The sequence below is a fragment of the Streptomyces sp. AA4 genome, assembly GCF_000158875.1.
In the GTDB taxonomy this organism is placed as follows: Bacteria; Actinomycetota; Actinomycetes; order Mycobacteriales; family Pseudonocardiaceae; genus Amycolatopsis.
Map to the genome: position 1 here is coordinate 2,768,787 of NZ_GG657746.1, position 24,710 is coordinate 2,793,496.

The 24,710-nt window shown below is 69.8% G+C and carries 24 protein-coding genes; 12 read left to right on the top strand and 12 right to left on the bottom strand.

What is annotated here, in order from left to right:
- Positions 1-111: 111 nt before the first annotated feature.
- The 3 genes from SSMG_RS12860 to SSMG_RS12870 form a co-directional block, all read right to left on the bottom strand.
- On the bottom strand, positions 112-759 hold the full coding sequence (locus SSMG_RS12860) for a DUF998 domain-containing protein (protein ID WP_009076339.1): 648 nt from the start codon (positions 757-759) through the stop codon (positions 112-114).
- Between the two features lie 39 nt (positions 760-798).
- Positions 799-1,878 carry a DnaJ domain-containing protein gene (locus SSMG_RS12865; RefSeq protein WP_009076341.1) on the bottom strand — a complete coding sequence of 360 codons (1,080 nt, stop codon included), beginning with the start codon at positions 1,876-1,878 and terminating at the stop codon, positions 799-801.
- Between the two features lie 100 nt (positions 1,879-1,978).
- Positions 1,979-2,524, bottom strand: coding sequence for a GNAT family N-acetyltransferase (locus SSMG_RS12870; RefSeq protein ID WP_009076343.1), 546 nt, complete (start codon positions 2,522-2,524; stop codon positions 1,979-1,981).
- Between the two features lie 298 nt (positions 2,525-2,822).
- Between SSMG_RS12870 and SSMG_RS12875 the strand changes: the two genes are divergently transcribed.
- The 3 genes from SSMG_RS12875 to SSMG_RS12885 are packed head-to-tail and all read left to right on the top strand — an operon-like array spanning position 2,823 to position 8,010.
- Entirely contained in the window at positions 2,823-4,259 is a 1,437-nt protein-coding gene (locus SSMG_RS12875; protein ID WP_009076345.1) for an APC family permease, read from the top strand.
- Positions 4,256-7,123, top strand: a complete 2,868-nt coding sequence (locus SSMG_RS12880; RefSeq protein WP_009076347.1) for a beta-mannosidase — start codon at positions 4,256-4,258, stop codon at positions 7,121-7,123. Before SSMG_RS12875 ends, SSMG_RS12880 begins: the two co-directional genes overlap by 4 nt.
- Positions 7,120-8,010, top strand: coding sequence for an ROK family protein (locus tag SSMG_RS12885; protein WP_009076349.1), 891 nt, complete (start codon positions 7,120-7,122; stop codon positions 8,008-8,010). Before SSMG_RS12880 ends, SSMG_RS12885 begins: the two co-directional genes overlap by 4 nt.
- 127 nt (positions 8,011-8,137) lie before the next feature.
- On the opposite strand, the gene SSMG_RS12890 is transcribed toward SSMG_RS12885, so the two are convergent.
- Both SSMG_RS12890 and SSMG_RS12895 read right to left on the bottom strand, forming a co-directional pair.
- The gene (locus SSMG_RS12890) at positions 8,138-8,350 is read right to left on the bottom strand and encodes a hypothetical protein (RefSeq protein ID WP_234392821.1); all 213 of its coding nucleotides are present in this window, start codon (positions 8,348-8,350) and stop codon (positions 8,138-8,140) included.
- Positions 8,331-9,179 carry a hypothetical protein gene (locus SSMG_RS12895; protein WP_286156952.1) on the bottom strand — a complete coding sequence of 283 codons (849 nt, stop codon included), beginning with the start codon at positions 9,177-9,179 and terminating at the stop codon, positions 8,331-8,333. Before SSMG_RS12895 ends, SSMG_RS12890 begins: the two co-directional genes overlap by 20 nt.
- 598 nt (positions 9,180-9,777) lie before the next feature.
- Here SSMG_RS12895 and SSMG_RS12900 point away from each other — a divergent pair.
- Positions 9,778-11,055: a cytochrome P450 gene (locus tag SSMG_RS12900; RefSeq protein WP_037713514.1), complete on the top strand. Its 1,278-nt coding sequence runs from the start codon at positions 9,778-9,780 to the stop codon at positions 11,053-11,055.
- 619 nt (positions 11,056-11,674) lie between these two features.
- Here SSMG_RS12900 and SSMG_RS12905 read toward each other — a convergent pair.
- On the bottom strand, positions 11,675-12,301 hold the full coding sequence (locus SSMG_RS12905) for an alpha-ketoglutarate-dependent dioxygenase AlkB (protein ID WP_009076355.1): 627 nt from the start codon (positions 12,299-12,301) through the stop codon (positions 11,675-11,677).
- A gap of 41 nt (positions 12,302-12,342) precedes the next feature.
- Complete coding sequence (locus tag SSMG_RS12910) at positions 12,343-12,921, bottom strand: helix-turn-helix domain-containing protein (RefSeq protein ID WP_037713516.1); 579 nt, start codon at positions 12,919-12,921, stop codon at positions 12,343-12,345.
- Between the two features lie 138 nt (positions 12,922-13,059).
- Here SSMG_RS12910 and SSMG_RS12915 point away from each other — a divergent pair, with 138 nt between their 5' ends.
- Positions 13,060-13,665: a hypothetical protein gene (locus SSMG_RS12915; protein ID WP_009076358.1), complete on the top strand. Its 606-nt coding sequence runs from the start codon at positions 13,060-13,062 to the stop codon at positions 13,663-13,665.
- Between the two features lie 88 nt (positions 13,666-13,753).
- On the top strand, positions 13,754-14,464 hold the full coding sequence (locus tag SSMG_RS12920) for a class I SAM-dependent methyltransferase (RefSeq protein ID WP_199841132.1): 711 nt from the start codon (positions 13,754-13,756) through the stop codon (positions 14,462-14,464).
- 54 nt (positions 14,465-14,518) lie between these two features.
- Here SSMG_RS12920 and SSMG_RS12925 read toward each other — a convergent pair whose 3' ends face one another.
- Together SSMG_RS12925 and SSMG_RS12930 are read right to left on the bottom strand one after the other, a co-directional pair.
- Positions 14,519-15,448 (bottom strand): RluA family pseudouridine synthase, encoded by a 930-nt coding sequence (locus SSMG_RS12925; RefSeq protein ID WP_009076363.1) that lies wholly within the window; start codon positions 15,446-15,448, stop codon positions 14,519-14,521.
- Positions 15,449-15,460: 12 nt separating this feature from the next.
- A complete protein-coding gene (locus tag SSMG_RS12930) occupies positions 15,461-15,856 on the bottom strand; it encodes a DUF5313 domain-containing protein (RefSeq protein ID WP_009076365.1) in 396 nt (131 codons plus the stop codon).
- A 104-nt stretch (positions 15,857-15,960) separates the two neighbouring features.
- Here SSMG_RS12930 and SSMG_RS12935 point away from each other — a divergent pair, with 104 nt between their 5' ends.
- Both SSMG_RS12935 and SSMG_RS12940 read left to right on the top strand, forming a co-directional pair.
- Positions 15,961-16,404: a MarR family winged helix-turn-helix transcriptional regulator gene (locus tag SSMG_RS12935; protein ID WP_009076367.1), complete on the top strand. Its 444-nt coding sequence runs from the start codon at positions 15,961-15,963 to the stop codon at positions 16,402-16,404.
- Positions 16,405-16,469: 65 nt separating this feature from the next.
- Positions 16,470-17,354, top strand: a complete 885-nt coding sequence (locus tag SSMG_RS12940; RefSeq protein WP_009076369.1) for a TIGR03854 family LLM class F420-dependent oxidoreductase — start codon at positions 16,470-16,472, stop codon at positions 17,352-17,354.
- Positions 17,355-17,362: 8 nt separating this feature from the next.
- On the opposite strand, the gene SSMG_RS12945 is transcribed toward SSMG_RS12940, so the two are convergent.
- Entirely contained in the window at positions 17,363-18,889 is a 1,527-nt protein-coding gene (locus SSMG_RS12945) for an MDR family MFS transporter (RefSeq protein WP_009076370.1), read from the bottom strand.
- A gap of 87 nt (positions 18,890-18,976) precedes the next feature.
- Here SSMG_RS12945 and SSMG_RS12950 point away from each other — a divergent pair, with 87 nt between their 5' ends.
- The 3 genes from SSMG_RS12950 to ligD are packed head-to-tail and all read left to right on the top strand — an operon-like array spanning position 18,977 to position 22,241.
- Positions 18,977-20,113: a DUF1015 family protein gene (locus SSMG_RS12950; protein ID WP_009076371.1), complete on the top strand. Its 1,137-nt coding sequence runs from the start codon at positions 18,977-18,979 to the stop codon at positions 20,111-20,113.
- A 41-nt stretch (positions 20,114-20,154) separates the two neighbouring features.
- Positions 20,155-21,231 carry an ATP-dependent DNA ligase gene (locus SSMG_RS12955; RefSeq protein ID WP_009076372.1) on the top strand — a complete coding sequence of 359 codons (1,077 nt, stop codon included), beginning with the start codon at positions 20,155-20,157 and terminating at the stop codon, positions 21,229-21,231.
- A complete protein-coding gene (gene ligD / locus SSMG_RS12960) occupies positions 21,228-22,241 on the top strand; it encodes a non-homologous end-joining DNA ligase (protein WP_009076373.1) in 1,014 nt (337 codons plus the stop codon). Before SSMG_RS12955 ends, ligD begins: the two co-directional genes overlap by 4 nt.
- A gap of 11 nt (positions 22,242-22,252) precedes the next feature.
- Here the strand turns inward: ligD and SSMG_RS12965 are convergent, their stop codons facing one another.
- Complete coding sequence (locus tag SSMG_RS12965) at positions 22,253-22,522, bottom strand: hypothetical protein (protein ID WP_009076374.1); 270 nt, start codon at positions 22,520-22,522, stop codon at positions 22,253-22,255.
- A 74-nt stretch (positions 22,523-22,596) separates the two neighbouring features.
- Positions 22,597-23,631 carry a GTP-binding protein gene (locus SSMG_RS12970; RefSeq protein ID WP_009076375.1) on the bottom strand — a complete coding sequence of 345 codons (1,035 nt, stop codon included), beginning with the start codon at positions 23,629-23,631 and terminating at the stop codon, positions 22,597-22,599.
- Positions 23,632-23,723: 92 nt separating this feature from the next.
- Here SSMG_RS12970 and SSMG_RS42340 point away from each other — a divergent pair, with 92 nt between their 5' ends.
- Entirely contained in the window at positions 23,724-24,689 is a 966-nt protein-coding gene (locus SSMG_RS42340) for a nucleoside-diphosphate kinase (protein WP_009076377.1), read from the top strand.
- The last annotated feature ends 21 nt before the right edge of the window (positions 24,690-24,710 follow it).

Sequence of the window (24,710 nt, forward strand, 5' to 3'; positions counted from 1 at the left end):
GGGCTGGCTCGGACTGCCTGCGCAGGATGCCACGGCGCGGCACCCGTCGCTGGCGGCTAAGCGTACGCTTATTACGCGTCGATCGCGAGTCCCTCGTTCGAACGGGGAGGCTCAGCGCCGGCTTCGCGGCGGGGCGGCCAGCGCGGCCAGCGCGACGAGTTCGGTGAGCGCCATCCCGCGTTCCACGAGGCCGAGCGGGATGAGCAGCCACCAGCGCTGGTCGGTCAGCGCGGCGACGGCGACCGCGCCGAGGATCACGGCGAACCAGGCGAGCGACGCGACGGCGAGCGCGCGGGCGAGGAACCGGCGGCGCGGCGAGTCCGGAAAGGCCGCGCGTGCCGAGACGAGCACTGCGAGCGGCAGGCAGACGAAGGCGACGACGCTGGCGATCCGGTGCAGTGTGCCGCCCGCGCCGGTCGCCGCCGCGTTGGTCCAGTCGGTCTTCGGGAACGCGACGATCACCAGCAACCCGGCCGTCCAGCACGCTCCGAGCACCGCCGCGAGGACCGGAAGCCTTCCCTGCAGCCGCAGCACGGCGAACGCGACCGCCGAACCGGCCGCGACGAGCACGACCGCCAGATCGAACACCCATTTGTGGTCCGACAGCCCGTATTCGCTGATCGTCCGCCGGGTCGCGCTGATCTCGTCCGTCGGCGGCACCACCTGCAACAGCAGCACGAGCACGGCACCGAGAGCGAGCGCGCCGATCCCGGCCAGCGCGAGCAGCACGGGACGGCGGTCCGCGGAGACGGTGGTCATGCACTCAGCGTGACACGCGCCGGATATATCCCCGGTGAGTCAAGCCGCCCGGCCGGACCCGGTGACCTGCGCGCGCACCGTGCGCAGCGCGTTGTGGTCCACAGTGGACGGTTCGGCGGACAGCCAGCCGCCGATCTCGTGCAGGAACTGCTCCGGCGTCATCGGGGGACCGGGTTCGCCGTCCGGTTCGGCGGTGGTGATCTCGCCGTCGCGGCTCGGGTACACGATCATCGCGCCGCGCAGCGCGACGCCGGGCAGCAGTTCGCGGTAGCGCTCCAGGCTTTCTTCCAGCTGGCTGCCGCCGCCGCGGAACGGGCGGCCGTTGCGCAGCAGCCGTCCGTCCTCGGCGGTTTCGTAATGCCCGGGCAGCCACAGCTTCGATTCGACCAGCACCAGGCGTTTCCCGCACAACACCGCGTGGTCGACGTCGGCGAACACCGAACCCGGCCACGCGAGACCGTGGAAGATGCGCGCGCCGGGCAACCGGGTCAGGTACCGCTCCAGCAGGTCGGCAGTGAGCCGTTCGGCCAGCTCGTCGGCCTCGCCGCCGGGGGAGCCGAACACCGCGCTGCCGCCGAATTCCTCCGCGAACTCGTGCCGGGCGCGGCGGGCGGACAGGAAGCCGCGGGCGAGCCGGTGCACGAGCAGTGCGGTGCCCGCGGTGAGCGCGAGCCAGACGATCAGCACCGGCGGCGTGAAGTCGATCCCGGCGAGCAGCGGCAACAACACCAGCACCGTGCCGGCGACCGCCGCGACGACCGGCGTGTGCCCCGGCCCGCGCCGCCGCCCGTGCCGCATCCGCGGATCGGCCGCCGCGAACGACCACCACTCCAGGGTTTCCGGATCGATGTCCGGCGCCTCCGGACGGTAGCCGGGCTGCTCGCCGAACCGCCGCCGCGGCCGCGGTTTGGGCACCGAGGCGGCCGGGACGCCCGCGTCGTAGCGCGCGCGTTCGCTGGGGTCGGCGAGGGTGTCGTAGGCCTCGCGCAACAGCTGGAAAGTGCCGACCGTGCCGCCCGCGTCCGGGTGCAGCGTCTTGGCCAGCCGGCGGTAGGCGGCCTTGATCTCCGTGGGGGACGCGGTTTTCCCCACGCCGAGTACCGCGTAGTAGTCGGGCACGGTTCGGGTTCCACCTCCGGACGGCTGCCGCGCAACGATATGGGGTCGCCGGGGCGGGGCGCCATCCGCCTCCGCGGCGCGCCGGGGTGAACCTGTTTCGCTAGCCCGGGGCCGGCCACTCTTCTCGGTTCAGGGCGTACTCGACGGCGTTCAGGTCGTCGCCCGGGGCGAAATACCGGCGGTCGAATTCGGCGACGAAGTCCCGGACGTGCCGGAGCCCGATCGAGGCCATCGTCGCCCGAGAGGCTTCGTTGCGGGCCTGCGTCCTGGCGAAGATGCGGTCGAGCCCGACGTCGCGGAACCCGTGCCGGAGCATCTCGCGCGCGCCCTCTTTGCCGAGTCCTTTGCGCCAATGCCGGCGGAGCAGCCGGTATCCCAGCTCCGCCTCTCCTTCGGATTCGCCCGGCCGCAGAGACCAGTACCCGGCCAGCTCGCGGTCGACGAACCCGACCCAGCAGCCGAGGCCTCGATCGGCGTACGCGAGCGTCGCCCGCAGCTCGGCCGCCGCCTGCTCGCGGGTCAGCACGCCGCCGAGATAGCGCATCACTTCCGGATCGGCGGACATCTCGACCTGATGCTCGAGATGTCCGGCGGACAACGGGATCAGCCGGATCCGCTCGGTGTGCAGGATCGGCTGGGACCTCATGCGAACGCTCCCGGGTCGGCGGACGGCGGCAAGCAGTCTGGCAGCCGCGCGGACCGCCTGTCAGCCGGTTTTCCGCCGGAACGCCGGCTCGCGGCCTTCCCGGCCAGCGGCGCCCGGACGCCCGTTCGGGCTCGCCGCACCTTGTCCTCTCGGGTCCTCTCGGGTCCGCCGGACCCGCGCCCCACCGTCCCCTTCTCCCACTCCCGCACCGGTTTCGGCAACTTTCCGGACGCAGCCCTTCCGCACCCCGTTCATTCTATGTTAAGAAGCTTTACTAACTATTGGATGGAGGCACGACGTGAGCTCACCCACCCGCCCGGGGGACTCCGCGACCCTTCCGGGGAACGGTCTCGAACGCCGGATCGGGCCGCTGCAGGCGACCGCGATCAACATGACGCAGATGTGCGGGATCGGCCCGTTCGTCACCATCCCCGCGATGGTCGCGACCATGGGCGGCCCGCAGGCGATGTTCGGCTGGATCATCGGCGCGATCATCGCGCTCGCCGACGGGCTGGTGTGGGCCGAACTCGGCGCGGCGCTGCCCGGGGCCGGCGGCACCTACATCTACCTGCGCGAAGCGTTCCAGTACCGCTCCGGCCGGCTGATGCCGTTCCTCTTCGCCTGGAGCGCGGTGCTGTTCATCCCGCTCATCATGTCCACCGGCATCATCGGGCTGGTCCAGTACCTGGGCTACCTCGTGCCGGGCGTGACCGACGCGGACGGCGTCACCCCGCTGGGCAAGGCCATCGGCATCGGCCTCGTCGTGCTGATCGTGCTTGCTCTGTTCCGTCGCATCGGCCAGATCAGCAAGCTCACCACCGCGCTGTTCCTGATCATGCTGTTCGCCGTCTTCGCGGTGATCATCGCGGCGTTCACGCACTTCGACGCGCACCAGGCGTTCGCCTTCACTCCCGGCGCCTTCGGCTCGGGCGGCGCGTTCTGGTCCGGTCTCGGCGCGGGTCTCGTCATCGCCGTCTACGACTACCTCGGCTACAACACGAGCGCGTACCTCGGCGGCGAGGTCCGGAACCCGGGCCGCACGCTTCCGCGTTCGATCATCTTCTCCATCCTCGGCATCATGACGCTCTACTTCCTGCTCCAGGTCGGCGTCCTCGGCTCGCAGCCGCTGGAGTCGATCAAGAGCGCGACGTCGGTGGCGTCGTCGGTGCTGGAGCAGGCGTGGGGTTCGGTGGCCGCCAAGATCGTCACCGTCTTCATCGTGATCGCCGCGGTCGGTTCGGTGTTCGCCGGCCTGCTCGGCGGGTCGCGGGTGCCGTTCGAAGCCGCGCGCGACAAGGTGTTCCTGCCGGTGTTCGGCAAACTGCACCCGAAGCTGAACCTCCCGACCGCGGGCGTGCTCGCGATGGGCGTCATCACGGCGATCGGTTCGCTGTTCACCCTGACCGACGTGATCAACGCGGCGGTCACCGTGCTGGTGATCATCCAGTCGCTGGCGCAGGTCGCGGCGATCGTCGTGCTGCGCCGCCGGCAGCCGCACCTCAAGCGGCCGTACCGGCAGGTGCTGTATCCGGTGCCGACGATCATCGCGGCGCTCGGGTGGGTTTACGTGTTCCATTCCGCTACGCCGTTGTCGAAGTGGCTGACGGCCGCATGGATCGTTCTCGGGGTCATCGCCTTCGCGTTTTATGCCGCCAAGGAAAAGGTGTGGCCGTTCGGGCCCAAGGAAATCCGCGAGGCGTTCGCGTCTCAACCGGCCGCGGGGGTGGAGTCGTGAGGAAACCGCTGATCGCCGGGATCGCCGCGCTGGTCCTCGTGCCCGGCGTCGTTTCGGCCACCGCTTCGGCCCAGCAGCCGGAAACGGCGGCGGCGCGTCCGCAGGGACCGTCGACGATCGGTCTCGACGGCTGGCAAGTGCTGACGACCGCGCAGGTCAAGGACGACGGCCCCGCGGTGTCGAAGCCCGGCTACCCGACGCGCGGCTGGCTGAAGGTGAAGCCGGACGACGCGGGCGCGCCGGGCACCGAGATCAACGCGCTGGTGCAAAACGGCAAGTGCCGTGATGTGTTCTACTCCGACAACATGCGCAAATGCTTCGGCTACCAGACGAAGCGCGGGCCGGTCGTCACGAAGCAGTTCAAGGACCCGTGGTGGTTCCGCACCGAGTTCAACCCCGGTTTCCGGCCGGGCAAGAACGCGAAGCTGACCATCCCGGGTGTCGTCGGCGAGGGCGACGTCTGGCTGAACGGCTCGCTCGTCGCGGGCAAAGACGTGGTGAGCGGCGCGTACGCGAGCCACACCTTCGACGTCACGAAACTCCTGCGGCCGGGCAAGAACACGCTCGCGGTCAAGATGTACCCGAACGACCCGAATTCGATGTACACGCTCGATCAAGCCGACTGGGCGCAGATTGTGCCGGACAACAACACCGGCCTGCAGTTCCCGCCGACGCTGCAACTGTCGGACGCGCTCAGCGGCGACAACGCGCACGTCGTGCAGGACAACGCGGCGGATCTGTCGACGTCTTCGCTGACCGCGAAGGTCGACGTCACCAATGACGCGGGCACGCCGCAGACCGGCGAGGTCACCGCGACCGTCACGCCGCCGGGCCGGGGCGCGCCGATCGTGGCCAGGCAGACCGTCACGATTCCCGCGCACACCAAGCAAACCGTGACGTTCACGCCGGCGAAATTCCCGCAGTTGAGGATCGTCAAGCCGCAAGTGTGGTGGCCGTACTCGATGGGTGCCCAGCCGTTGTACACCTTGGGTACGACAGTTTCGCAGGGCGGCGTGGTCTCGACGTCGTCGTCGGACACATTCGGGATCCGGACGGTGACGTCGAAGCTGATCGGCAAGTCCCCGGCGCTGCCGGACGGTGCGCGGAAGTTCGCGATCAACGGCCGCGATTTCGTGTTCCGCGGCGGCGGTTTCGCGCCGGACCTGTTCCTGCGCTACGACAAGGCCGACATCGCGCACCAGCTGGCGCTGATCAAGAACCTGGGCTTGTCCGGCGTCCGGCTCGAGGGCCACGACATGCCCGCGGACTTCTACGCGCAGGCCGACCGCGCCGGACTGCTGGTCCTCGGCGGATTCCTCTGCTGCGACGCCTGGCAGCCGGAGCATCCGGAGAAACTGACCGACCGCGACTACCGGATCATGCACGATTCCGCGTATTCGATCGCGCAGGCCGAACGCGGCCACCCCAGCGTGATCACCTACGGCTGGAGCGACAACGAGCCGATCCCGCGGCAGGAAACCGAGACGCTGAGCGCGTTCAAGGCCGCCGATTGGGACGTCCCGGTGATCGCGTCGGCGGAGTACAAGAGCACCAAGACGCTCGGCCCGTCGGGGGAGAAGGAGGGCCCGTACGACTGGGTCCCGCCGACCTATTGGTACGACTCGTCGACCTTCGACAAGACCGACCCGAGCCGCACGAACGCGGGCGGCGCTTGGGGGTTCGCGAGCGAGCAGAGCGCCGGGCACACCGTGCCGACGCTGGATTCGCTCCGGCGGTTCCTGTCGCCGGAGGAGCAGGCGAAACTGTGGCAGGACCCGGCGTACAACCAGTACCACGCGAATTACGAGTCCGGGCACGGCGGCTACAAGTTCGGCACGCTGTACACCTTGGACGAGTCGATCGCCCGCCGGTACGGGAAATGGGATTCGCTGGAGTCCTATGTGGAGTCCGCGCAGATCGCGAACTACGAGAACACCCGTTCCCAGTTCGAGGCGTTCCTCGCGCACGCCAACGACAAGCAGAACCCGTCGACCGGCGTGGTGTACTGGCAGCTGAACAAGGGCTGGCCGACGCTGCTGTGGGCGCTGTACAACAACGACGGCGACCAGCCGGGCGCGTATTTCGGTGCGCAGAAGGCGAACAAGCCGCTGCACGCGCTGTACGCCTATGACACCGGCACGGTCGCGCTGTCCAACCTGGGCGCCGCGCGGCAGAACGGGATTTCCGTGCAGGCCAAGGTGTACGACACCGCGGGCAAGGTCCTCGACGACCAGACCGCTCCGGCGGTTTCGCTGGACAGCCAGGGCGTCGCGACCGGGTTGCTGAAGCCGAAGGTCCCGGTGGAGACGAAGGCGCCGGTGAAGGCACAGACGTATTTCGTGGAGTTGGAGGTGCGCCAGGGCGGGAAGGTCGTGGACCGGAACGTCTACTGGATGTCGACGCAGAAGGACGTGGTCGACTGGGCGAAAACGCTGCAGAATCCGCAGGCCACGATGAGCCAGTACGGTGATCTCACCGGCCTGCGCGAGCTGCCGAAGTCACAGGCCAACGTGTCCGCGTCGACCCGCCCGTCGCGCGGCCCGGACGGCACGGACACCGCGACGACGGTGACGGTCGCCAACACGTCGAAGACCTCCGCGGTCGGCTTCTTCCTGCGCGCGGACGTTCGCCGGTCCACCGACGGATCCCAGCTGCCGGCCGCGCTCTGGGACGACAACGACATCACGTTGTGGCCGGGCCAGTCGCAGACGCTGACCGTCCGCTACCGGGCCGCCGACCTGCACGGCGCGGCCCCGACCGTCAGCGTCGACGGGTTCAACACCGGCCGGGTCGTGGTGCCCGCCGGTCCGCACCGGGACGGCCAGGAGGCTGTCCCGCCGGTCATCGAGGGGACCCGCGAGTGACATCGGACGACCTGATCCTGGGCATCGACTTCGGCGGCACGAAAGTGGCGCTGGGTCTGTCCGACCGGACCGGCACGCTGCTCGCGACCCGCCGCCTGGACACCGACGCCGAAGCAGGCGCCGAACAGGTGGTCACGCGGGCCCTGGCCGCCGCTGCCGAACTGGCCGCCGGTTCCCCGCCGGCCGCGATCGGCGTGGTCAGCCCGGGAATCGTGCTGCCGGACCGGATCCTGCTGGCCCCGAACGTGCCCGGCTGGGAAGAACTCCGCCTGGCCGAACTGGTGTCCGCGGCCTTCCCCGCCGTCCCGGTCGCGGTCGGCACCGACGCCAAAGCCGCGGCGCTGGCGGAATGGACCTGGGGCACGTTGAAGGGAGCCGACCCCGCGGTCTTCCTCTCCCTGGGCACCGGAATAGCCGCCGCGGTCCTGGTCGGCGGCCGCCTGCTGACCGGTGCCAACGGGGCGGCCGGGGAGATCGGGTACAACCTGCGCACCCCCCAAGACGCCGACGGTTTCGCCAGCGGAGCGGCGCCGCTGGAAGAAGCCGTCGGAGGCCGGTGGCTGGGCACGCGGGCAACCGCGCTGCTCGGCCGCCCGGTCACGGCGGGCGAGTTGTTCGCCCTGGCGCGGGAAAACCCGGAGGCGAAGGAACTCGTCGCTTCGGCGCTGGACGAGCTTTCCATGCACGTGGCGAACCTGGCGATCGCCTTCGACCCCGCCCGAATCGCGGTGGGCGGCGGTTTGGTCCGGTCGGCTGACGTGTTGCTGCCTGCCTTGCGGGAACGCTTGGCGGCGGCGGTGCCGTTCCCGCCGGAGCTGGTACCGGCGCGGTTCGACCAGGACGCGGCGCTGCTGGGCGCGGTGGCGCTGGCGTTGCGGGAAGAGTGAGGCTTCCGTGACCGGCGGGGTTGTTCCCGACGCTTCGCCGGTCACGGGTACCAAGCGTTTGGTGTGCGCACCCCGGCCCGCTCCTGGCGTGGGCGACTGTGGGTTGTCGAGATTGCCCGCGACGCATCTACCAGCCCATGTCCTTGGCGACTTCTTCCTGCGCGGCCGCGATTTCCTCGGCCGTGGACCCAGCGACGTCGCGGTCCGTCGCGTATTCCAATCCGGACAGCAGGTCGACGAGCGCCTGTTTCTGCGCGGGATGGGTGATCGGCACCGTGTCCAGGTCGACGGTCATCAGCCAGTCGAACAGCACAACGGCATCAGCGCGCCACAAACGCATGCCGACAGTGGGCAGCTCCGGGTCCATGCCGTGATTCTGCCCCCGACGCTGGCCTCGTTGCCATTTGATTGGCGGCGAATCGCCTGACGTTCGCCACGACGAACGAGCCCTGGTTGTGCGCAGCCGTGGTGGATCCGTTCCCACACCCCCGGCCGCTTGGCAGTGGGCTGCTGTCGGCCTTGGCGAAGTAGCTCAGCCGGGCCGTGGCCAGCCGCGCCGGTCTGGCTTCCAAGAAGTGCGGACGAGGAGCTGCGCGTAGCCGTGCTGTCGCCAGTACCCGGAGGATCGTGGTGCGGGCGGCGAGTTCCAGCCGGACGCGGCCGAGCGAGAGGGGTTCGACCGCGTTGCCGCCGCAGTGTCTTGCCTGTGCCTCGCGGACAAACTTGATCGGCGAATTCGCGGCCGAGCACTGCGGCGTTCGTGAGTAGTTCGGTGACTGGCCGGAGGAGAGGGACAGCCCGCCGCTGGCGTGCGTCGGCGACTCCGGGGGCTGTGTGCTCCCGCTGCGCCACAACGGCGCTGTCTGCGCCACGAAGGACGGGTTCCACCGGTGCTCGTCGGCGGCCAGTTCGGCACCCGGATCCGCGCCCACGGTGCGGTTCATCAGCTCGGTGACTCCGGTTTCGTCCAAGCCAGTGCGCGTGATCGTGGTCGCTTTCACGGCCAGCGGCGGCATCAGCTCGTGCAGAGGATGGCTGGGCGCGTCCGCCTCGACGTCGCGGTAGGTGCCGATGAGCGGCTGTTCGACCCAGGTGTGCCGGTCCGCGAACTCGATCAGCGGCAGCGAGGCCGGGTCTGCCCAGCGCAGGTCGGCGAGGATGACGACCACTGGGCGTTCCTGCGCCACCGTGGCCAGCGCCCGGGCGACGGCGTCGGGCCGCTCGGGGGTTTCGCCGAGCAGCGCGGACAGCGTCGGCGAGCTGGCGGCGGCCCGTTCGTGCGGGGCTGGTTTCCGGCGCAGCGCGCGCATGACCTGGACCCACGGCCAAGAGCCCGGCGCGGGCCCGGACTCCCCGCAGGTACCGCAGAGGACGAGCGCGCGCGTCGTCCGCCAGTGCGCTGACCAGCGTGATCTCGCCGATTCCGGCCTCGGCGACGACCAGGGCGTGGCTGGCCGTGGCGCGCGAGAGCTGCGCAGGCACGGTCGCAGCGAGGTGAGGCCGCCCGATCAGCGCCGCAGTCATCCGGTTCCTCCCTTTCTTCGCGAACCCCTCACGGGACTCGCGTCGCGTGTTTTCACCGGCTGCGACCGGCTGGTCACGCAAGTCGTGCCGACGCGAGCCATTCTGTCCGGGGGGTCTGACAATTCCCGGAGGCCGTCACCTGGCCGGGTGACGGGAGTCCACTGTGGACTTGCGCTGGTCACGGGGTGACGGGCGTCTCCGCCCGGGACCGGAGCGAGGGGTGGTTGCGGTACTGTCGCCGCCATGGGGAGTCTCCGTTCGCGCATCCTCGCTTGGGCCGGCCGCCGCTACCTTGCCCGCCAGCAGAAGCGCGGTTTCGATCTCGAGAAGATGGCGCTGCTGCCGGATTCGGCGTTGGAGCCGTTGCGCCGCCAGGGCCTCGACCCGCTTCCGGACCTCGGCCGGCTGCGCGGCGAGGCGCCGATCAGCAAGCTGGACCTGCCGTTCGGGATGAACGCCTGGCTCGTGACCGGGTACGAGGAGGCCAAGGCCGTCCTCGGGAAGGGCACGGAGTTCAGCAACGATTTCACGAACCTCGTCGGCAACGCGGGCGTCACCGAGGACCAGAACCCGGGCGGCCTCGGCTTCGCCGATCCGCCGGTCCACACGCGGCTGCGGAAGCTGCTGACGCCCGAGTTCACGATGCGCCGGCTTTCTCGGCTCACGCCGCGGATCGACGAAATCGTCGCGGAGCAACTGGACGCGATGGCCGCCGCGGACGGGCCGGTCGACCTGTGGGAGCAGTTCGCGCTGCCGATCCCGTCGCTCACGATCTGCGAGCTGCTCGGCGTGTCCTATGAGGACCGGGCGGACTTCCAGCGGCTGAGCACCGCGCGGTTCGACCTGTTCAGCGGTGCGGGCGCGTCGCTGGGGGCGATCTCGGAATCGCTCGGGTACCTGCTGGAGATCGTGCGCAAACAGCGCGAACAGCCCGGCGACGGTCTGCTCGGCATGCTGATCAAGGAGCACGGCGACGAGATCGACGACCGCGAACTCGCCGGTCTCGCCGACGGCATCCTGACCGGCGGCCTCGAGACCACGGCGAGCATGCTGGCGCTGGGCGCGCTGGTGGTGCTGCGCGACCCCGCGGCGTTCGAGGCGGTCCGCGGCGACGACGATTCGGTGCACCGGTTCGTCGAGGAACTGCTGCGGTACCTGACGGTGGTGCAGATGGCGTTCCCGCGGTTCGCGAAGCAGGACATGGACATCGCGGGCGTGCACATCAGCGAGGGCGACATCGTGCTGGTGTCGCTGTCGGTCGCGGACCGCGATCCAGTGCTCGGCAAGGGCGACATGGACCGCTTCGACCCGACCCGCGAGCCGTCCTCGCACCTGGCGTTCGGGTACGGGATCCACCGGTGCATCGGCGCGGAACTGGGCCGCATGGAACTGCGGGCGGCGTACCCGGCACTGGTCCGGCGCTTCCCGAACCTGCGGCTGGCGGTGCAGCCGGAGGAGCTGGCGTTCCGGAAGGTGTCGATCGTGTACGGACTCGACTCGCTGCCGGTGCTGGTGGACTGAGGCCGGATCGCTGGGCGCCCGGGTGGTCGCCTCGGGGCAGGCCCGGTTGGTGCGCGGGTGTCGTGCGGCGGTGGGAGTGACTTTGCTGCTGCGGGTTCCGGTGGATGGCTCGGCGATGGCCACACCGACGGCAGCCGCCGTGCGCGGGTTGTTCAATCGGCGGTGCGTGAGGGCGGGCGGACCGGCGGTGCGCGGTGGGTGCGGCAGGGCGAGTCGGGGTGCGTTCGCGGCCGTGCGAGGTGGGCTCGCTGGACCGGCGGCGTGCGGATGGTGTGCAGGGCGGCACGAGTCAGCGGAGCGCTGATGGATGGGCGAGGCGGCTTGGCTGGACCGGCGGCGTCTGGGGTGCAGGGCTGCGCGGCCGAGTAGCGGTGCGCCGACGAATCGGCAGTGTGCTGATGAACGGGCGAGGCGACCTGGGGGAACCAGCCGCGGTGGCGTGCGGCGGCACGGCCGAGTCCGGAGTGCACTGACGAACGCACCAGACGACCTAACTGACCAGACAGCGCCCCGCGATGGCCAAGACAGCCGGGTCGAACTCAGCCCGGCCAGGTACTCGCAACCTCGTCACCGCAACTCGTCGCCGCAGCCCCTCGCGACACCGCTCTCGCCGGACCTTTCATCTCACCCCTCTCGGGCGGAACTGGATGCTGATCCGAGGCCCCACCGCGCGGGCGGTCTTCGGGATCGCGTGTTCCCACGTCCGCTGGCAGGACCCGCCCATCACGATCAGATCTCCGTGGCCCAGCGGGTACCGCAGGGATTCCCCGCCGCCTCGTGGGCGTAGGGCCAGGTGGCGGGCGGCGCCGACGGACAGGATCGCCACCATCGTGTCTTCGGTTCGGCCGCGGCCTAGGTCGTCGCCGTGCCAGGCGACGCTGTCTTGGCCGTCGCGGTAGTAGCAGAGTCCGGCCGTGCGGAACGGTTCGCCCAGTTCGGCTGCGTAGTGGGCGGACAGCGCCTCTCGCGCCTCGGTGAGAACGGGGTGCGGCAGCGGCGCGTGTTCCCGGTAGAAGCACAGCAGCCGCGGCACAGCCACGACCCGGTCGTACATCTGACGACGCTCCGCGTACCACGGGACCTCAGCGGCCAGGTGTTCGTACAGCTCGTCGGAGCCCTCGAGCCACCCGGGCAGGACGTCGATCCACGCGCCTTGCCCTAACTCGGTGCGCTGCACGCCGGAGAGCGGGCCTAGGGTGGCTGGCCCGCTGGCACCGAACAGCGAGCCCTGGAATGCCTGACTCATGCCTCCAATCTACACGACATTCGAACACCTGTTCGGATGAACTACTCCGCAGGCTTGGGGTGCGCGGTGACGACGAGGCGGTGCAGGCGGGCGTCGGGGGCGGATTCGTTGTGGTAGCGGGACACCAGGTCGGTCACGAGGGTGGTCAGCTCGTCGGTGAACGCGGAACGGTCGCGGGCGGAGGCGAAGGCGATTTCCGTGTCCAGGGTCAGCGTCGAGAGAGGTTTTCCCGCACGGGCCGCGCGTCGGGCCAGGCCGGCGACCTCGCGGAGGGTGCGGCCGGCGACGGCGAGCAGGTAGCTCACCGACAGGCGGTCCGGCTTCACGCTGGCGGAACCGGCGGCGCCGAGGGCGGCGGGGGAGACCAGGTAGGCGCTGGCGGTGGCGGCGAAAAGCCGTTCGGTGAGGCCGCCCCACTGGCGGGTTCCGGCGGGTTCGACGAGGCCGTGCGATTCGAGCGCGCGCAGATGGTAGTTGACCTTTTGCCTGGTCAGGCCCACTCGGGCGGCCAGCGCCGCGGCGGACGCCGGTTCGGTCAGCGCGGCCAGCAGGCGGGCGCGCACCGGGTCCAGCGCGGCCGCCGCGACGGCGGGGTCCTCGATCACTTCGACGTCCTGCATCCCCTGAGCCAAGCAGTGACAAACAAAGTCGTCAAGGGAGGAGGCCTTGTCCGCGACCGGCCGGGGGACTTACAGTGAGCAGCCAGTGGTCTGGACCTGTACCGCTGCCGCCGCCCTGAGTTCCACGGAGGTTGGCACGTGCGCACGAGAACCCGGATCGGCGGAGCACTGGCGGCGGCGGTGTGCGGGATCGCGATTCTCGCCCCGGTCGCGGACGCCCAGGTCGGCGGCGGCACCTGGAAACCCTGGTCGCCGAGCTACCAGGAACAACAGAAGGGCTGCGGCCACATCGGCGGGCTCACCTTCACGCTGACCTGCTCCGACGGCAGCGGCGAACAGCGGGCCGAGCGCCGCTACGAGACCTACACCGGCGGCACGCACCAGTTCGAGGGCTCGTTCAAGATCACCAGCATGGGCGGTTCGCGGATCAGCCTGAAGCAGACGTTCCGCGACGGGTCGGACGCCGGGCCGTATTTCCTGCTGGCGGTGGAGAAGGGCGGACGGCTCTACACCGTGGAGAACGGCCAGACGGTGGCGACCGGCGCGACGGTCGGGACTTCCGTGCGGGTGAACACGATCAATCAAGTGGGCAGCTCCCACAAGGTATACATCAACGGCTCGCTGAAGCAGACCGATTCCAGCCCATCGGGTAGTTATTACGACAAGTTCGGGTCGTACCGGACGGCGAGCGGCGCGGGGCCGATCACCGTGCAGTGGAGCGGAATCAAGTTCTGGACCAGGTGATCGCCGCGACGGGTGCCTGCCGCCGCCGGGCACCCGTCCGGTCGGAAATCCGTTGCTGTGGCAGGGGAATTCGGTCACTGTTGCGGCCATGACTTTGGTTGAGCACTACGGCACCGAGACCACGGAGAGCGCGCGGCTGGTCAGATCGCCGCACGGCAGGCTGGAATTTCTGCGCACGCAAGAACTCGTGCGGCGAGCGATACCGCCGACTGGGCAGAGAGTGCTCGACGTCGGCGGGGCGACTGGTGTGCACGCCCGTTGGCTGGCCGCGGACGGACATTCGGTGCACGTAGTCGATCCCGTGCCGAGGCACGTCGCGGAGGCGGCTGAAATCGAAGGCGTCACAGCGGAAGTCGGCGACGCGCGAACCTTGCCTTGGCCAGAAAACAGTGCGGATGTCGTGCTGTTAATGGGTCCGCTCTATCACCTGACGGACTCCGGTGATCGCGAGCAAGCGCTTGCCGAAGCCCGGCGTGTGCTTCGCCCAGGAGGCATTGTGGTCGCCGCTGCGATCAGCCGCTATCTCTCGGTCATGGAGACCGGAACCAATGGTCAGCTCACCGAGGAGTTAACCCCGGCGGTAAGAGCTCTGATCGACACCGGCCGCTATGACGGCCACGTCGGTTTCGTTCCCGCGCATTTTCACACCGCGGACGAGCTGCGCGACGAGCTGGAAACCGCTGGCCTGAACAGGATTTCCGTGTACGGAGTGGAAGGGCCGGCCTGGCCCGCGCTAGACGTGGCCGGGATCGAGAATTCGACGCACGCGCGAACGCGGCCCTTCGCTGCGCTCGCCTGACCGAGCAAGACCCGCTCCTGATCAACGCCAGCGCGCACTTCCTCGCCGTATCCGTCAACTAGCCCATGCGTCGAGCGAATCCCACGCCGACAGCGTCCGGCGGCTGGTGAACCGGCGGTGCTCCCCGGTCAGCGGGTCGTCGAATTCCAGCACTTTCGCCAGCAGCTGCAACGGTTTCGTGAAGTCGTTCAGCGGTTTCTCGTGCAGCTCCGGATAAAAATCGTCGCCAAGGATCGGAATCCCCAAGGAGCACATGTGCACCCGCAGTTGGTGCGTGCGTCCGGTCGCGGGCGTGAGGCGGTAGCGGCCCAGTCCGTCCCGGTGTTCGAGAAGCTCCACTGTGGACTCGGCGTTCGGTGGCCCGGGCACCTCTTGCGCGGCCAGCACGCCGCGTTCCTTCACGATCCTGCTGCGCACCACCCGGGGCAGCTCCAAAGTCGGGTCATAAGGCGCGATCGCTTCGTATTCCTTGTGCACCAACCGATCGCGGAACATCGTCTGGTACGCCCCGCGTGCGGACGGCGTGATCACGAACATCACCAACCCGGCCGTCACGCGGTCGAGGCGGTGCGCGGGGGAGAGGGCGGGCAGGTCCAGCGAACGGCGAAGACGCACCAAGGCGGTTTCCAGCACGTGCCGCCCGCGCGGGATGGTCGCCAGGAAATGCGGTTTGTCGACTACGAGCAGGTGGTCGTCGCGGTGCAGGACGGTGACGTCGAACGGCACCGGCACCTCGTCCGGCAGGTCGCGGTGGAACCAGATGAACGAACCGGGCACATAGGCCGCGTCGATGCCCAGCGGACCGTCCTCGCCGTGGATTCGCTGCTCGTGCAGCATTTCCTCGATCCGCGCGGGGGCGACCCGGGGCAGGCGTTCGACCAGGTGCTCCAGCAGGGTCGTCCACGGCCCCTCCTCGGGCAGCCGCAGCCGGGCCGGGTCCAGGCCGTGCCGGGGCGGGATCGGGGCCGGGCGCTTGCGTCTCATCGGCTCCCGAGTCTAGTCGGCGGGGTCCTGCCGGTAGGCCGCGATGTACCGGGCGGTCGCCTCGGCGTTGGCCTCGGCGGCTTTCTCGCGCCGGATCCGCTTGCCGGTCCCGGGCGGGAAACCGTTGCGGGACAACCGGTGGTCGATGCTTTCCTCCATGTACGCGCACGAGTAGAAGTACGACACCAGCGCGGCCATCAGCACGATCGCCAGCCGCAGCCCGAGCGGGGCCGGCAGCAGCAGCCAGACCAGGCACAGCGGCGCGATGCCCACCGTCGCGCGCAGGACGTGCCGGGCCTTCCAGTGCTTGGACGTCGCGTCGTGCAGCAGCCAGTCGCGGTAGCGCTCGGGAAGCCGCCCGCTCACGGCGTAGACGAACCAGCGGAGAACGCCGGGCCGGTCGGTCATCGCTCCTCCTCGGGGTTTGCGGCCACAGTACCCTAATGATTAGTACGCTAACTAATAGTGTGGTGCAGCCCGCGCTAGAGTAGGCCCGAGCACGAGGAGGACGAGTGGCCGAGATCGACCTTGGCGAGGACCCGCTGAAGCTCGACCGGCAGGTCTGCTTCGCGCTGTCGGTCGCTTCGCGCAGCGTGATCGCGATTTACCGGCCGCTGCTGGAGCCGCACGGGCTGACCCATCCGCAGTACCTGGTGATGCTGGCGCTGTGGGAGCAGTCGCCGCGGTCGGTCAAGGACCTCAGCACGGCGTTGCGGCACGAGCCCGCGACGCTGTCGCCGCTGCTCAAACGGCTGGAGGCGATCGGGTACGTGACCCGCGGCCGCAGCCGGGCCGACGAACGCCAGCTGACCGTCGAGCTCACCGACAAGGGGCGCGAGCTGCGCGCCGAGGCGGAGAAGATCCCGTACCGCGTCGTCGAGCGGCTCGGCATGGAGGTCTCCGAACTCGAGGCATTGCACGCCGCGCTCGGCCGGGTCATCGAAGCGACCGCCTGAGCGGGAAGAACTCGCGCCGGGATCCGGTTCTGCCGAGGGGAACGTGCCGACAGAGCGGAGCGAGCGTGGACAAGATCCGGGTGGGGGTGGCTCCGGGACTCGGGACCGGGCCGGCGGAATTCACCGGTTTGGCGGAGGCGACGGAGGCGGCGGGCGTCGACTCGCTGTGGTTGTCCGAGGTGGTGTACTCGCCGGACGTCGACCCGTTGATCGGGATGACGCACGCGCTGGCCCGCACCGAACGGCTCAAAGTGGGCACCGGCGTCGCGATCCTGCCCGGACGCAATCCGGTGCTGGTCGCGAAACAGCTGGTCACGCTGGCCGGGTTGGCTCCGAAACGGGTGCTCCCGGTGTTCGGCCTGCTGCCGGCGCAGCCCGCGGAACGCGCCCTGTTCCCGGTGCCGGAAGGCCGTCGCGCGGCGGTGTTCGACGAGTCGCTCGCGTTGCTGCGGCTGCTGCTCGAACAGGACGACGTGTCCTTCGACGGCGAGTTTTTCCAGGTCGACGGCGTGACGATCGGCCCGCGTCCGGCGAAGCGGCTCGACGTCTGGCTCGGCGGGTCCGCCCCGGCGGCGTTGCGCCGCGCGGGCCGGTTGTCCGACGGTTGGCTCGGCAGTTTCCACACGCCGGAGCAGTCCCGCGCGGCACGGCTGGCGATCCAGGAAGCCGCCGCGGACGCCGGCCGGGAGATCGAATCGGACCACTTCGGACTGAGCATGGTGCTGGCGCCGCACGGAATCCCGGAAAGGCTGCGGGCGGTGGCGCAGCAGCGCAATCCGGGCCGTCCGGCCACCGATCTCGTGCCCACGAGCTGGGCCGAGGCGCGCCGGATGATCGAGCAGCACATCGAGGCCGGACTCACGAAATTCGTGGTCCGGCCGGGATACTCCGGCGACTACCGGCAGTTCCTCGACGATTTCGTGCGCGAACTCGTGCCGTTGCAGAACTAGAACGGGAACTAGAACGTCAGCTGTTCGGTCTTGCGGGGCATCAGCAGCAGCGCGACGACACTCACCACCGAAACGGCGACGATCGCGAGGAACACGTTGTGCGTGGCCCCGGCGAGCGATTCGCGGACGTACGCCGTCGCTGGCGAGTTGTCGTGCGCGCCGCTGAGGACGCGGCTCGTGGCGTCGACGCTCGTCGGAAGGTGTCCGGCGACCGCCGCGGGCGGGTTCGCGAACCGGCCCGCGAGGGTGGCGTTCGCGATCGCGCCGAAGATCGCCGTCCCGACCGCGCTGCCCAGCGAACGGCTGAACATGTTGGTCGCGGTCACCACGCCGCGCCGCTCCCAGCCGACGGTGGACTGCACGGCCACGACCGTCGGGCTCGCCGAAAGCCCGAGCCCGATCCCCACCACGAACACGGCCGCCGCGGCCGTCCAGACCACCGAGTCCGGGCCGAGGAACGCCGCCAGGACCGCCCCGACGAGCAGGAATCCGGTGCCGATCAGCGCGGTGTCGCGGAATCCGATCCGCAGGTAGATCTTTCCGGACAGCGACGCCGCGATGGGCCAGCCGATCGTCAGCGCGGCCAGCGCGAAACCCGCGGTGAGCGCGTCCGTGCCGAGCACGCCCTCGGAGTAGGTGGGCAGGAACGAGCTGAAGCCCAGCAGCACCGCGCCGGTCACGAGCGCGACCAGGTTCCCGCCGATCAGCGTGCGGCGCGTGAACACCCACAGCGGCAGCACGGGTTCCTCCGCGCGCCGCTCGACCAGCACGAACGTGACCAGCATCAGCACGGCGACGGCGAAGATCGCCAGGCTCGGCCCCGACGTCCAGCCCCACGCGACCCCGCCCTCGAGCAGGGCCAGGATCAGCAGTGCGCAGCCGATCGTCAGCAGGGTCGCGCCGACGTAGTCGACCTTGTGCCGCGTGCGTTTCACCTGCTCGGTGAACTTGCGGTAGAGCATCCACGCGGCGAGCGCGCCGAGCGGCAGGTTGACGAAGAAGATCCACCGCCAGCTGAGGTACTCGGCGAACACACCGCCGAGCGTCGGCCCGATCACCGAGGCGACCGCCCACACGCCGGCGAGGTAGCCCTGCACCCGGGCGCGTTCCTCGACCGTGTACAGATCGCCGACCATCGTCATGCTGATCGGCTGGACCGCGCCCGCGCCGATGCCCTGCACCGCGCGCGCCGCGATCAGCACCGGCATGCTCCACGCGACCCCGCACAGCACCGAGCCGAGGAGAAACGCGGCGATGCCGAAGAACATCACCGGGCGGCGGCCGAGTACGTCGGCGAACTTGCCGTACAGCGGCACGGTGACCGCCTGGGTGAGCAGGTAGATCGAGAACAGCCACGGGAACTGGGAAAACCCGCCGAGGTCGCGTACCACGGAGGGGACCGCGGTGGCGATGATGGTGCTGTCGAGGGCCACGAGGCCGGTGCTCAGCATGACGGCGGCGAGGACGGGGCCCCGCTCGGAACGAAGGCCTACGGCGGCGCGTTTCGCCGCGGGCGGACTGCTCGTGCTACCCATGCCGGGAATAAACTCCTTCGCACCGGCAAGCATTCCCCAGCCGATCGATCGGTGCCCGACTGTTCGCCCGGCCGTCATCATGGGGGGATGGACAGATGGGTGCGGCCGATCGAGCGGGGCTGGGTCGTCCAGGGCGCGGTGCCGGGACCGGACGTCGACGAGTTCGCCGAGCCCGAGGCGGTGACGAGGGCGCTCGCGACGGCGCGCGGGGACACGCTGCTGGCCGCGCAGCATCCGGCGCGGACTCCGGCGGCGCTGGCGGCCGGACTGGACGTCGAGGCCGCGCTGCCGGAGGCCCGGGCGACGCTCGAACGGCTGCTGACCGGGCATTACCGGCCGGAAACCGGGTTCGTCGCGGCGTACCGGATCGGCGAGACCATCGCGGGCGTGCTGTGCCTGGTCGACGTCCGCGAGCTGACGTCGGCCGGGGCGCACGTGAAGCACACCGAGGAGGTCTATCCGGAGGTGGTCGCCGAGCGCGCGGCCGTGCTGGACGGCCTCGGGTGCGCGACGAGCGCCGCGTTGCTCGTGCCGGTCGGCGACGCCGCGGAGCTGACCGCGGCGGTCAAGGAAGCGGCGGGTTCGGCGGATCCTGACGTGTCCACTGTGGACCGGGCGGGGCTGGCGCACGAGCTGTGGGTGGTGCGGCCGGGCGAACTGCAGGAACGGCTGCTGGACGCCGCGTCGGCGAGCGATCTGCTGGTGGCGGACGGGAATCACCGGGTCGCGGCGGCGGCCGGGAGCGGGCAGCTGCTGGCCTTGGTCACCGCGGGGTCGCAGCTGGAGATCCGGGCGATCAACCGGGTGCTCCTCGGCACCGGGCACACCGCGGAGAGCCTGTACGCGGCTTGGCAGGCGGCCGGGCTGGACGTGGCCTGGTCGGCGGACGCGACTCCGCCTGGTTGCCCGGGCACGGCGGTGGTACTGGCCGGATCGCGCGTGCTGCGGATGCGGCTGCCCGAATCGGATCCGCTGATCATCGACCACGAGGTGGTGGAGCAAACGCTCCTCGGCTCGGCGCTCGGCCTCGACCCGGACGGCCCGCACGTGCGCCCGCTGCTGCCGGGCAGTCCGGTCCCGCCGGACGCGGACGCGGTGGTGCAGCTGGCCCCGGTGCCGTTCGAGACGGTGCGGGCGGTGCACGCGGCGGGACGGCGGATGCCGCGGAAGGCCACGTATTTCACGCCGAAGCCGCGAGGCGGGCTGGTGCTGGCGCGCTGGTAAAAAGGTGCAGGTCAGCCTCTGGTCCGCTTAGGATCGCGCAGGTGGAGCTACCCCTGATGCCGCCGGTGCGGCCGATGCTCGCCAAAGCCGTGCACGAGGTGCCGCGGGACGGCGGGTTCTGGTATGAGCCGAAGTGGGACGGCTTCCGGTGCGTCGTGTTCCGCGACGGCGACGAGGTCGAACTCGGCTCGCGCAACGACCGGCCGCTCACCCGGTACTTCCCGGAGCTGGTCGAGCTGCTGCGCGACGCGCTGCCGGAGAAATGCGTGGTCGACGGCGAGATCGTGCTGGTCACGCCGCGCGGGCTGGATTTCGGGGCGTTGCAGCTGCGGCTGCACCCGGCGGCCAGCCGCGTCCGGAAGCTCGCGGAGGAGACGCCGGCCAGCTTCGTCGCGTTCGACCTGCTCGCGCTGGGGGAGCGGGACCTGACCGGGGAACCGTTCGCCGAACGGCGGCGGGCGCTGGAGGGGATTTTCGCGCCGTCGACCGGCCTGCAGCGGGTGCACCTGACCCCGCTCACGACGGATCCGGACACCGCGCAGGACTGGTTCACCCGGTTCGAGGGCGCGGGTTTCGACGGGGTCATGGCGAAGCCCGCTGATCTGCCGTACGAGCAGGACAAACGCGTCATGCTGAAGGTGAAGCACGAGCGCACCGCGGACTGCGTCGTGGCCGGTTTCCGGTGGCACAAGGACGGCAAGGGCGTCGGATCGCTGCTGCTCGGCCTGTACGACGAGGAGGGTTCGCTGCACCACGTCGGCGTCGCGAGCAGCTTCACCGCGGCGCGGCGGCGGGAGCTGGTCGAGGAGCTGGCCCCGTGGCGGGAGAACGCGCTCGACGGGCATCCGTGGCGCACCTGGGCGGAATGGCAGTCCGAGGAGGTGCGCCGGCCGGGCACCAACAGCCGGTGGGCTCCGGACAAGGACCTGTCGTGGGAACCGCTGCGCCCGGAACAGGTCGCCGAGGTGCGCTACGAACACCTGCAAGGCGGCCGTTTCCGCCACGGCGGACGATTGGTGCGTTTCCGTCCGGACCGGACCCCGGAATCGTGCACCTACGCGCAACTGGAAGAGGCCGCGCCGGCCGAACTGGCGGATTTGTTCGGGGAGGCCCGATGAGCGGCGTGCCGCTGGAAGTCGACGGCGTGGAATTGACGATCTCCAGTCCGGACAAGGTTTATTTCCCGGAACGCGGAGAAACCAAGCTCGATCTCGTCCGCTATTACCAAGCTGTCGCGGGTCCGCTGCTGGACCGGCTCGGCGGACGCCCTTTGCTGCTGGAACGCTATCCAGACGGTGCGGGCGGAAAATCGTGGTTCCAGAAACGCACACCCAAGAACGCCCCTGCCTGGTTGACCACCGCCGTCGTTTCCACGCCGAACGGCACCACCAGCGACGCACTGGTCGCCGCGGATCTGGCGCACATCCTGTGGGCGGTCAACCAGGGCTGTCTTGGCTTCCACGTATGGCCAAACCGCGCGGCGGCCTTGGAAATCGCGGACGAACTGCGGATCGACCTCGACCCGTCGCCCGGAATCGGCTTCCCGCAACTGCGCGAAGCAGCGGTACTGGTGCGCGAATTCCTCGCTGAGCTGGGGATCGAGGTCTACGTGAAGACCTCGGGTTCGCGCGGCCTGCACCTGTATTCCATGCTGGAACCGCGCTGGGACGGCTACGAAGTACGCGCCGCCGCGGTGGCGTTGGCAAGGGCTTTGGAACGGCGGCATCCCGACCTGATCACCGCACAGTGGTGGAAGGAAGAACGCGGCTCGCGAGTTTTCGTGGACTTCAACCAGAACGCGCCGCATAAGACGGTCTTCGGAGCTTGGTGTGTGCGCCCGAGGGTCGGCGGACAGGTTTCCACGCCGATTGCCTGGGACGAACTGGCGACAGTAGAGCCGGACACCTTGACGCTTTCGACAGTCCCGGCACTGGTCGCCGAACGAGGAGATCCGTGGGCTGGCGCGAACGACCGGCCGCAGTCGATCGAGGCGCTGCTGGAAATGTCGCGAGAGGACCTGGCCGGCGGGCTGATGGACGCGCCGTGGCCGCCGGTGTATCCGAAGATGCCGAACGAACCGCCTCGGGTCGCGCCGAGCCGGGCGAAGAAGGCGCCCGCCGAGGAATGACCCGGCGGGCCTCACCCCAACGGCAGGTCGAACGCCAACTGCTCCTGTGCGCCGACCCCTACCGGCACTCCGGCCAAAGTGCCCGCGCACCCGGGACAAGGCGTGACGTGCCCCGTCCCCGGGGCGGTCAGATCGATCGGTGTCCAGGTGCGCGATTCCCGCTCCCCGCACGCGGACCGCCGGTACCGCAGATCGTCCGCCCGAGTCATCACATGCGCGACCGGATCGTCCTCCGGCAGCGCACCTACGAGGTACCACCGGGCCGCAATCGTCTCCGCCATGGAACTAGTCCTCCAAAGAGGCTGGTCCGAGCTACGAAGACATCCTGCGACTCCGCTGCCGCAAATCCGCGCCTTTACGCTTCTTCGGCGTGGCGCTCTTCCTCGGGCTCGTCCAGATACCGGAGAAACCGCAAAAGGCCCCGCTCGTCCGGCGCTTCGTCTTCGGCCACACACGCCGCGAGCTGCCGCTCAATGGCGCCGGAATCAATCCCGGCCCCGATCAGCACCAGTTCGGTCCGTCGCGGTCCAGTACCCCAGGTCGAGCGTTCGACCTGCACAAACGCGCCGACGGTATGCAATCCGAACCGCGACCGGGACTGGGCAGACCCGAGATCCACCTGGCCCTTGACCCGGTAAAGCCCAGCGGGCCGACTCTCCAGAAACGCGAGAAACCGCCGAGGCGAAAGCGGCCGATCGGCGGTGAACGTCACGCTCTCGTACCGCGCGTGCAAATGCTCGGAATGATCATGTTCCCGCAGATCGTCGAAAGACAACTGTCCGTAGTCTTCCGGAGGCCGGGGATCGAAAAACAACCCCGGATCGACCCGCCCCCGCTCGGTCTCCAGCATCGGCACCCCGGGCGCGTGCTCCTCGACGACGGCCCGGACCTTGGCCAGCACGTCCGCCTCGACCCGGTCGACCTTGTTGAGCACCACCAGGTCGGCCACGCGCAGATGCTCGGTCAGCTCCGGATGCCGCGCCCGCGTGGCCTCGAACTCCACCGCGTCCACGACCTCGACCAGCCCGCCGTACCGGATGTCCGGGTTCTCGCTGGCGATCATCAGCCGCAGCAGGTCGCGGGGCTCGGCGATCCCGCTGGCCTCCACCACGATCACGTCGATGCCGGCCTCGGGCCGCGACAGCTTGCCCAGCATCGCGTCCAGCCCGCTCGCGTCGACCGCGCAGCACAGGCAGCCGTTGCCCAGCGACACCATCGTGTCGACCTGCCCGGCGACCGCGAGCGCGTCGATGTTCACCTGGCCGAAGTCGTTGACCACCACCCCGACCCGGACCCCTTGGCGGTTGGCCAGCAGATGGTTGAGCATCGTGGTCTTCCCCGCCCCGAGAAAACCCGCCACGAGCACTACCGGAACCCGCTGCCTGGCCACGCGTCCACCCTTCCTGTCGTCCGGGCCGCCGACGATACCCGCAGCGGACGCCGGGACGGGGGAAGCCCGGCGCGGGGTGCCAGGATGAGCGGATGATCTGGACGCCGGGCAGGGAGGACCGGGTCGCCGGGATGCCGACGACCGAGCAGTGGCGGCGGTTGTCGGTCGTGCCAGAGAAACGGGAGGTGTTCGGCTGCGACCTGTACTTCCGCGAGGGCTGGGCGGACGTGCTTTCCGTCTTCGGGGACGACGCGGCCGAGGTGCTCGGCGGGCTGGCGATGCTCGTGGCCAAACCGGACGCGGTGGTCGGGCGCAGGCTCGGCCCGATCCTGGAGTACCTGGCGGACAACGGTTTCGTGCCGGTCGCCACCACCCGGTTCGGCTACACCCGGCATTCGATGCGCGAGGTGTGGCGTTACGACTGGCACATCTACACCGTCGACCGGCTCCAGCTGTGCACCTTCTGGTATCTCACCAACGACGTGCTGCTGTTCCTGGCCCGCGACGTGCGCCCGGTCGCGGGATTGCCCGCGACGGTCCGGCTGAGCGAGCTGAAGGGCGTCGGCGATCCGGCACAGCGCCGGCCGCACCATTTGCGCACGAAGCTGAACCCGCCCAACCGGATCCTGAACTTCGTGCACGTCGGCGACGAACCGGCGGACATCGTGCGCGAGCTGACGATTTTCCTCGACCGTCCGGAGCGGCTCCGGTTTCTCGAGGACCTGCGCGCGCACCTGGCCGAGGACCGCACGGCGCGGGCGCGAGCCGAGATCTCCGCCCTCGAAGCGGACTGCCCGGCGCACGACCTGGACCTCGACGCGACGCTGACCCGGCTGGCCCCGCTGGCGGGCGAGGCCGCAGCGGCCCGGTTGCGGCGCGTCGTGGCGGACGGGGACCGGATCAGCTGGGACGAGCTGGCTGAGCTGGTGCCCTTCGAGAAGGCCGACCGCTGGGACGTGATCGTGACAGCGTCGTTCGTGGTGCACAACGAACGTCCGGTGCCGCATGCGTTGCTGCCAGCCGTTTCCGCGGAGGCGTGGACCGCGCAGGCGAGGTAGCGCTGGTTACAGCGGACGCCG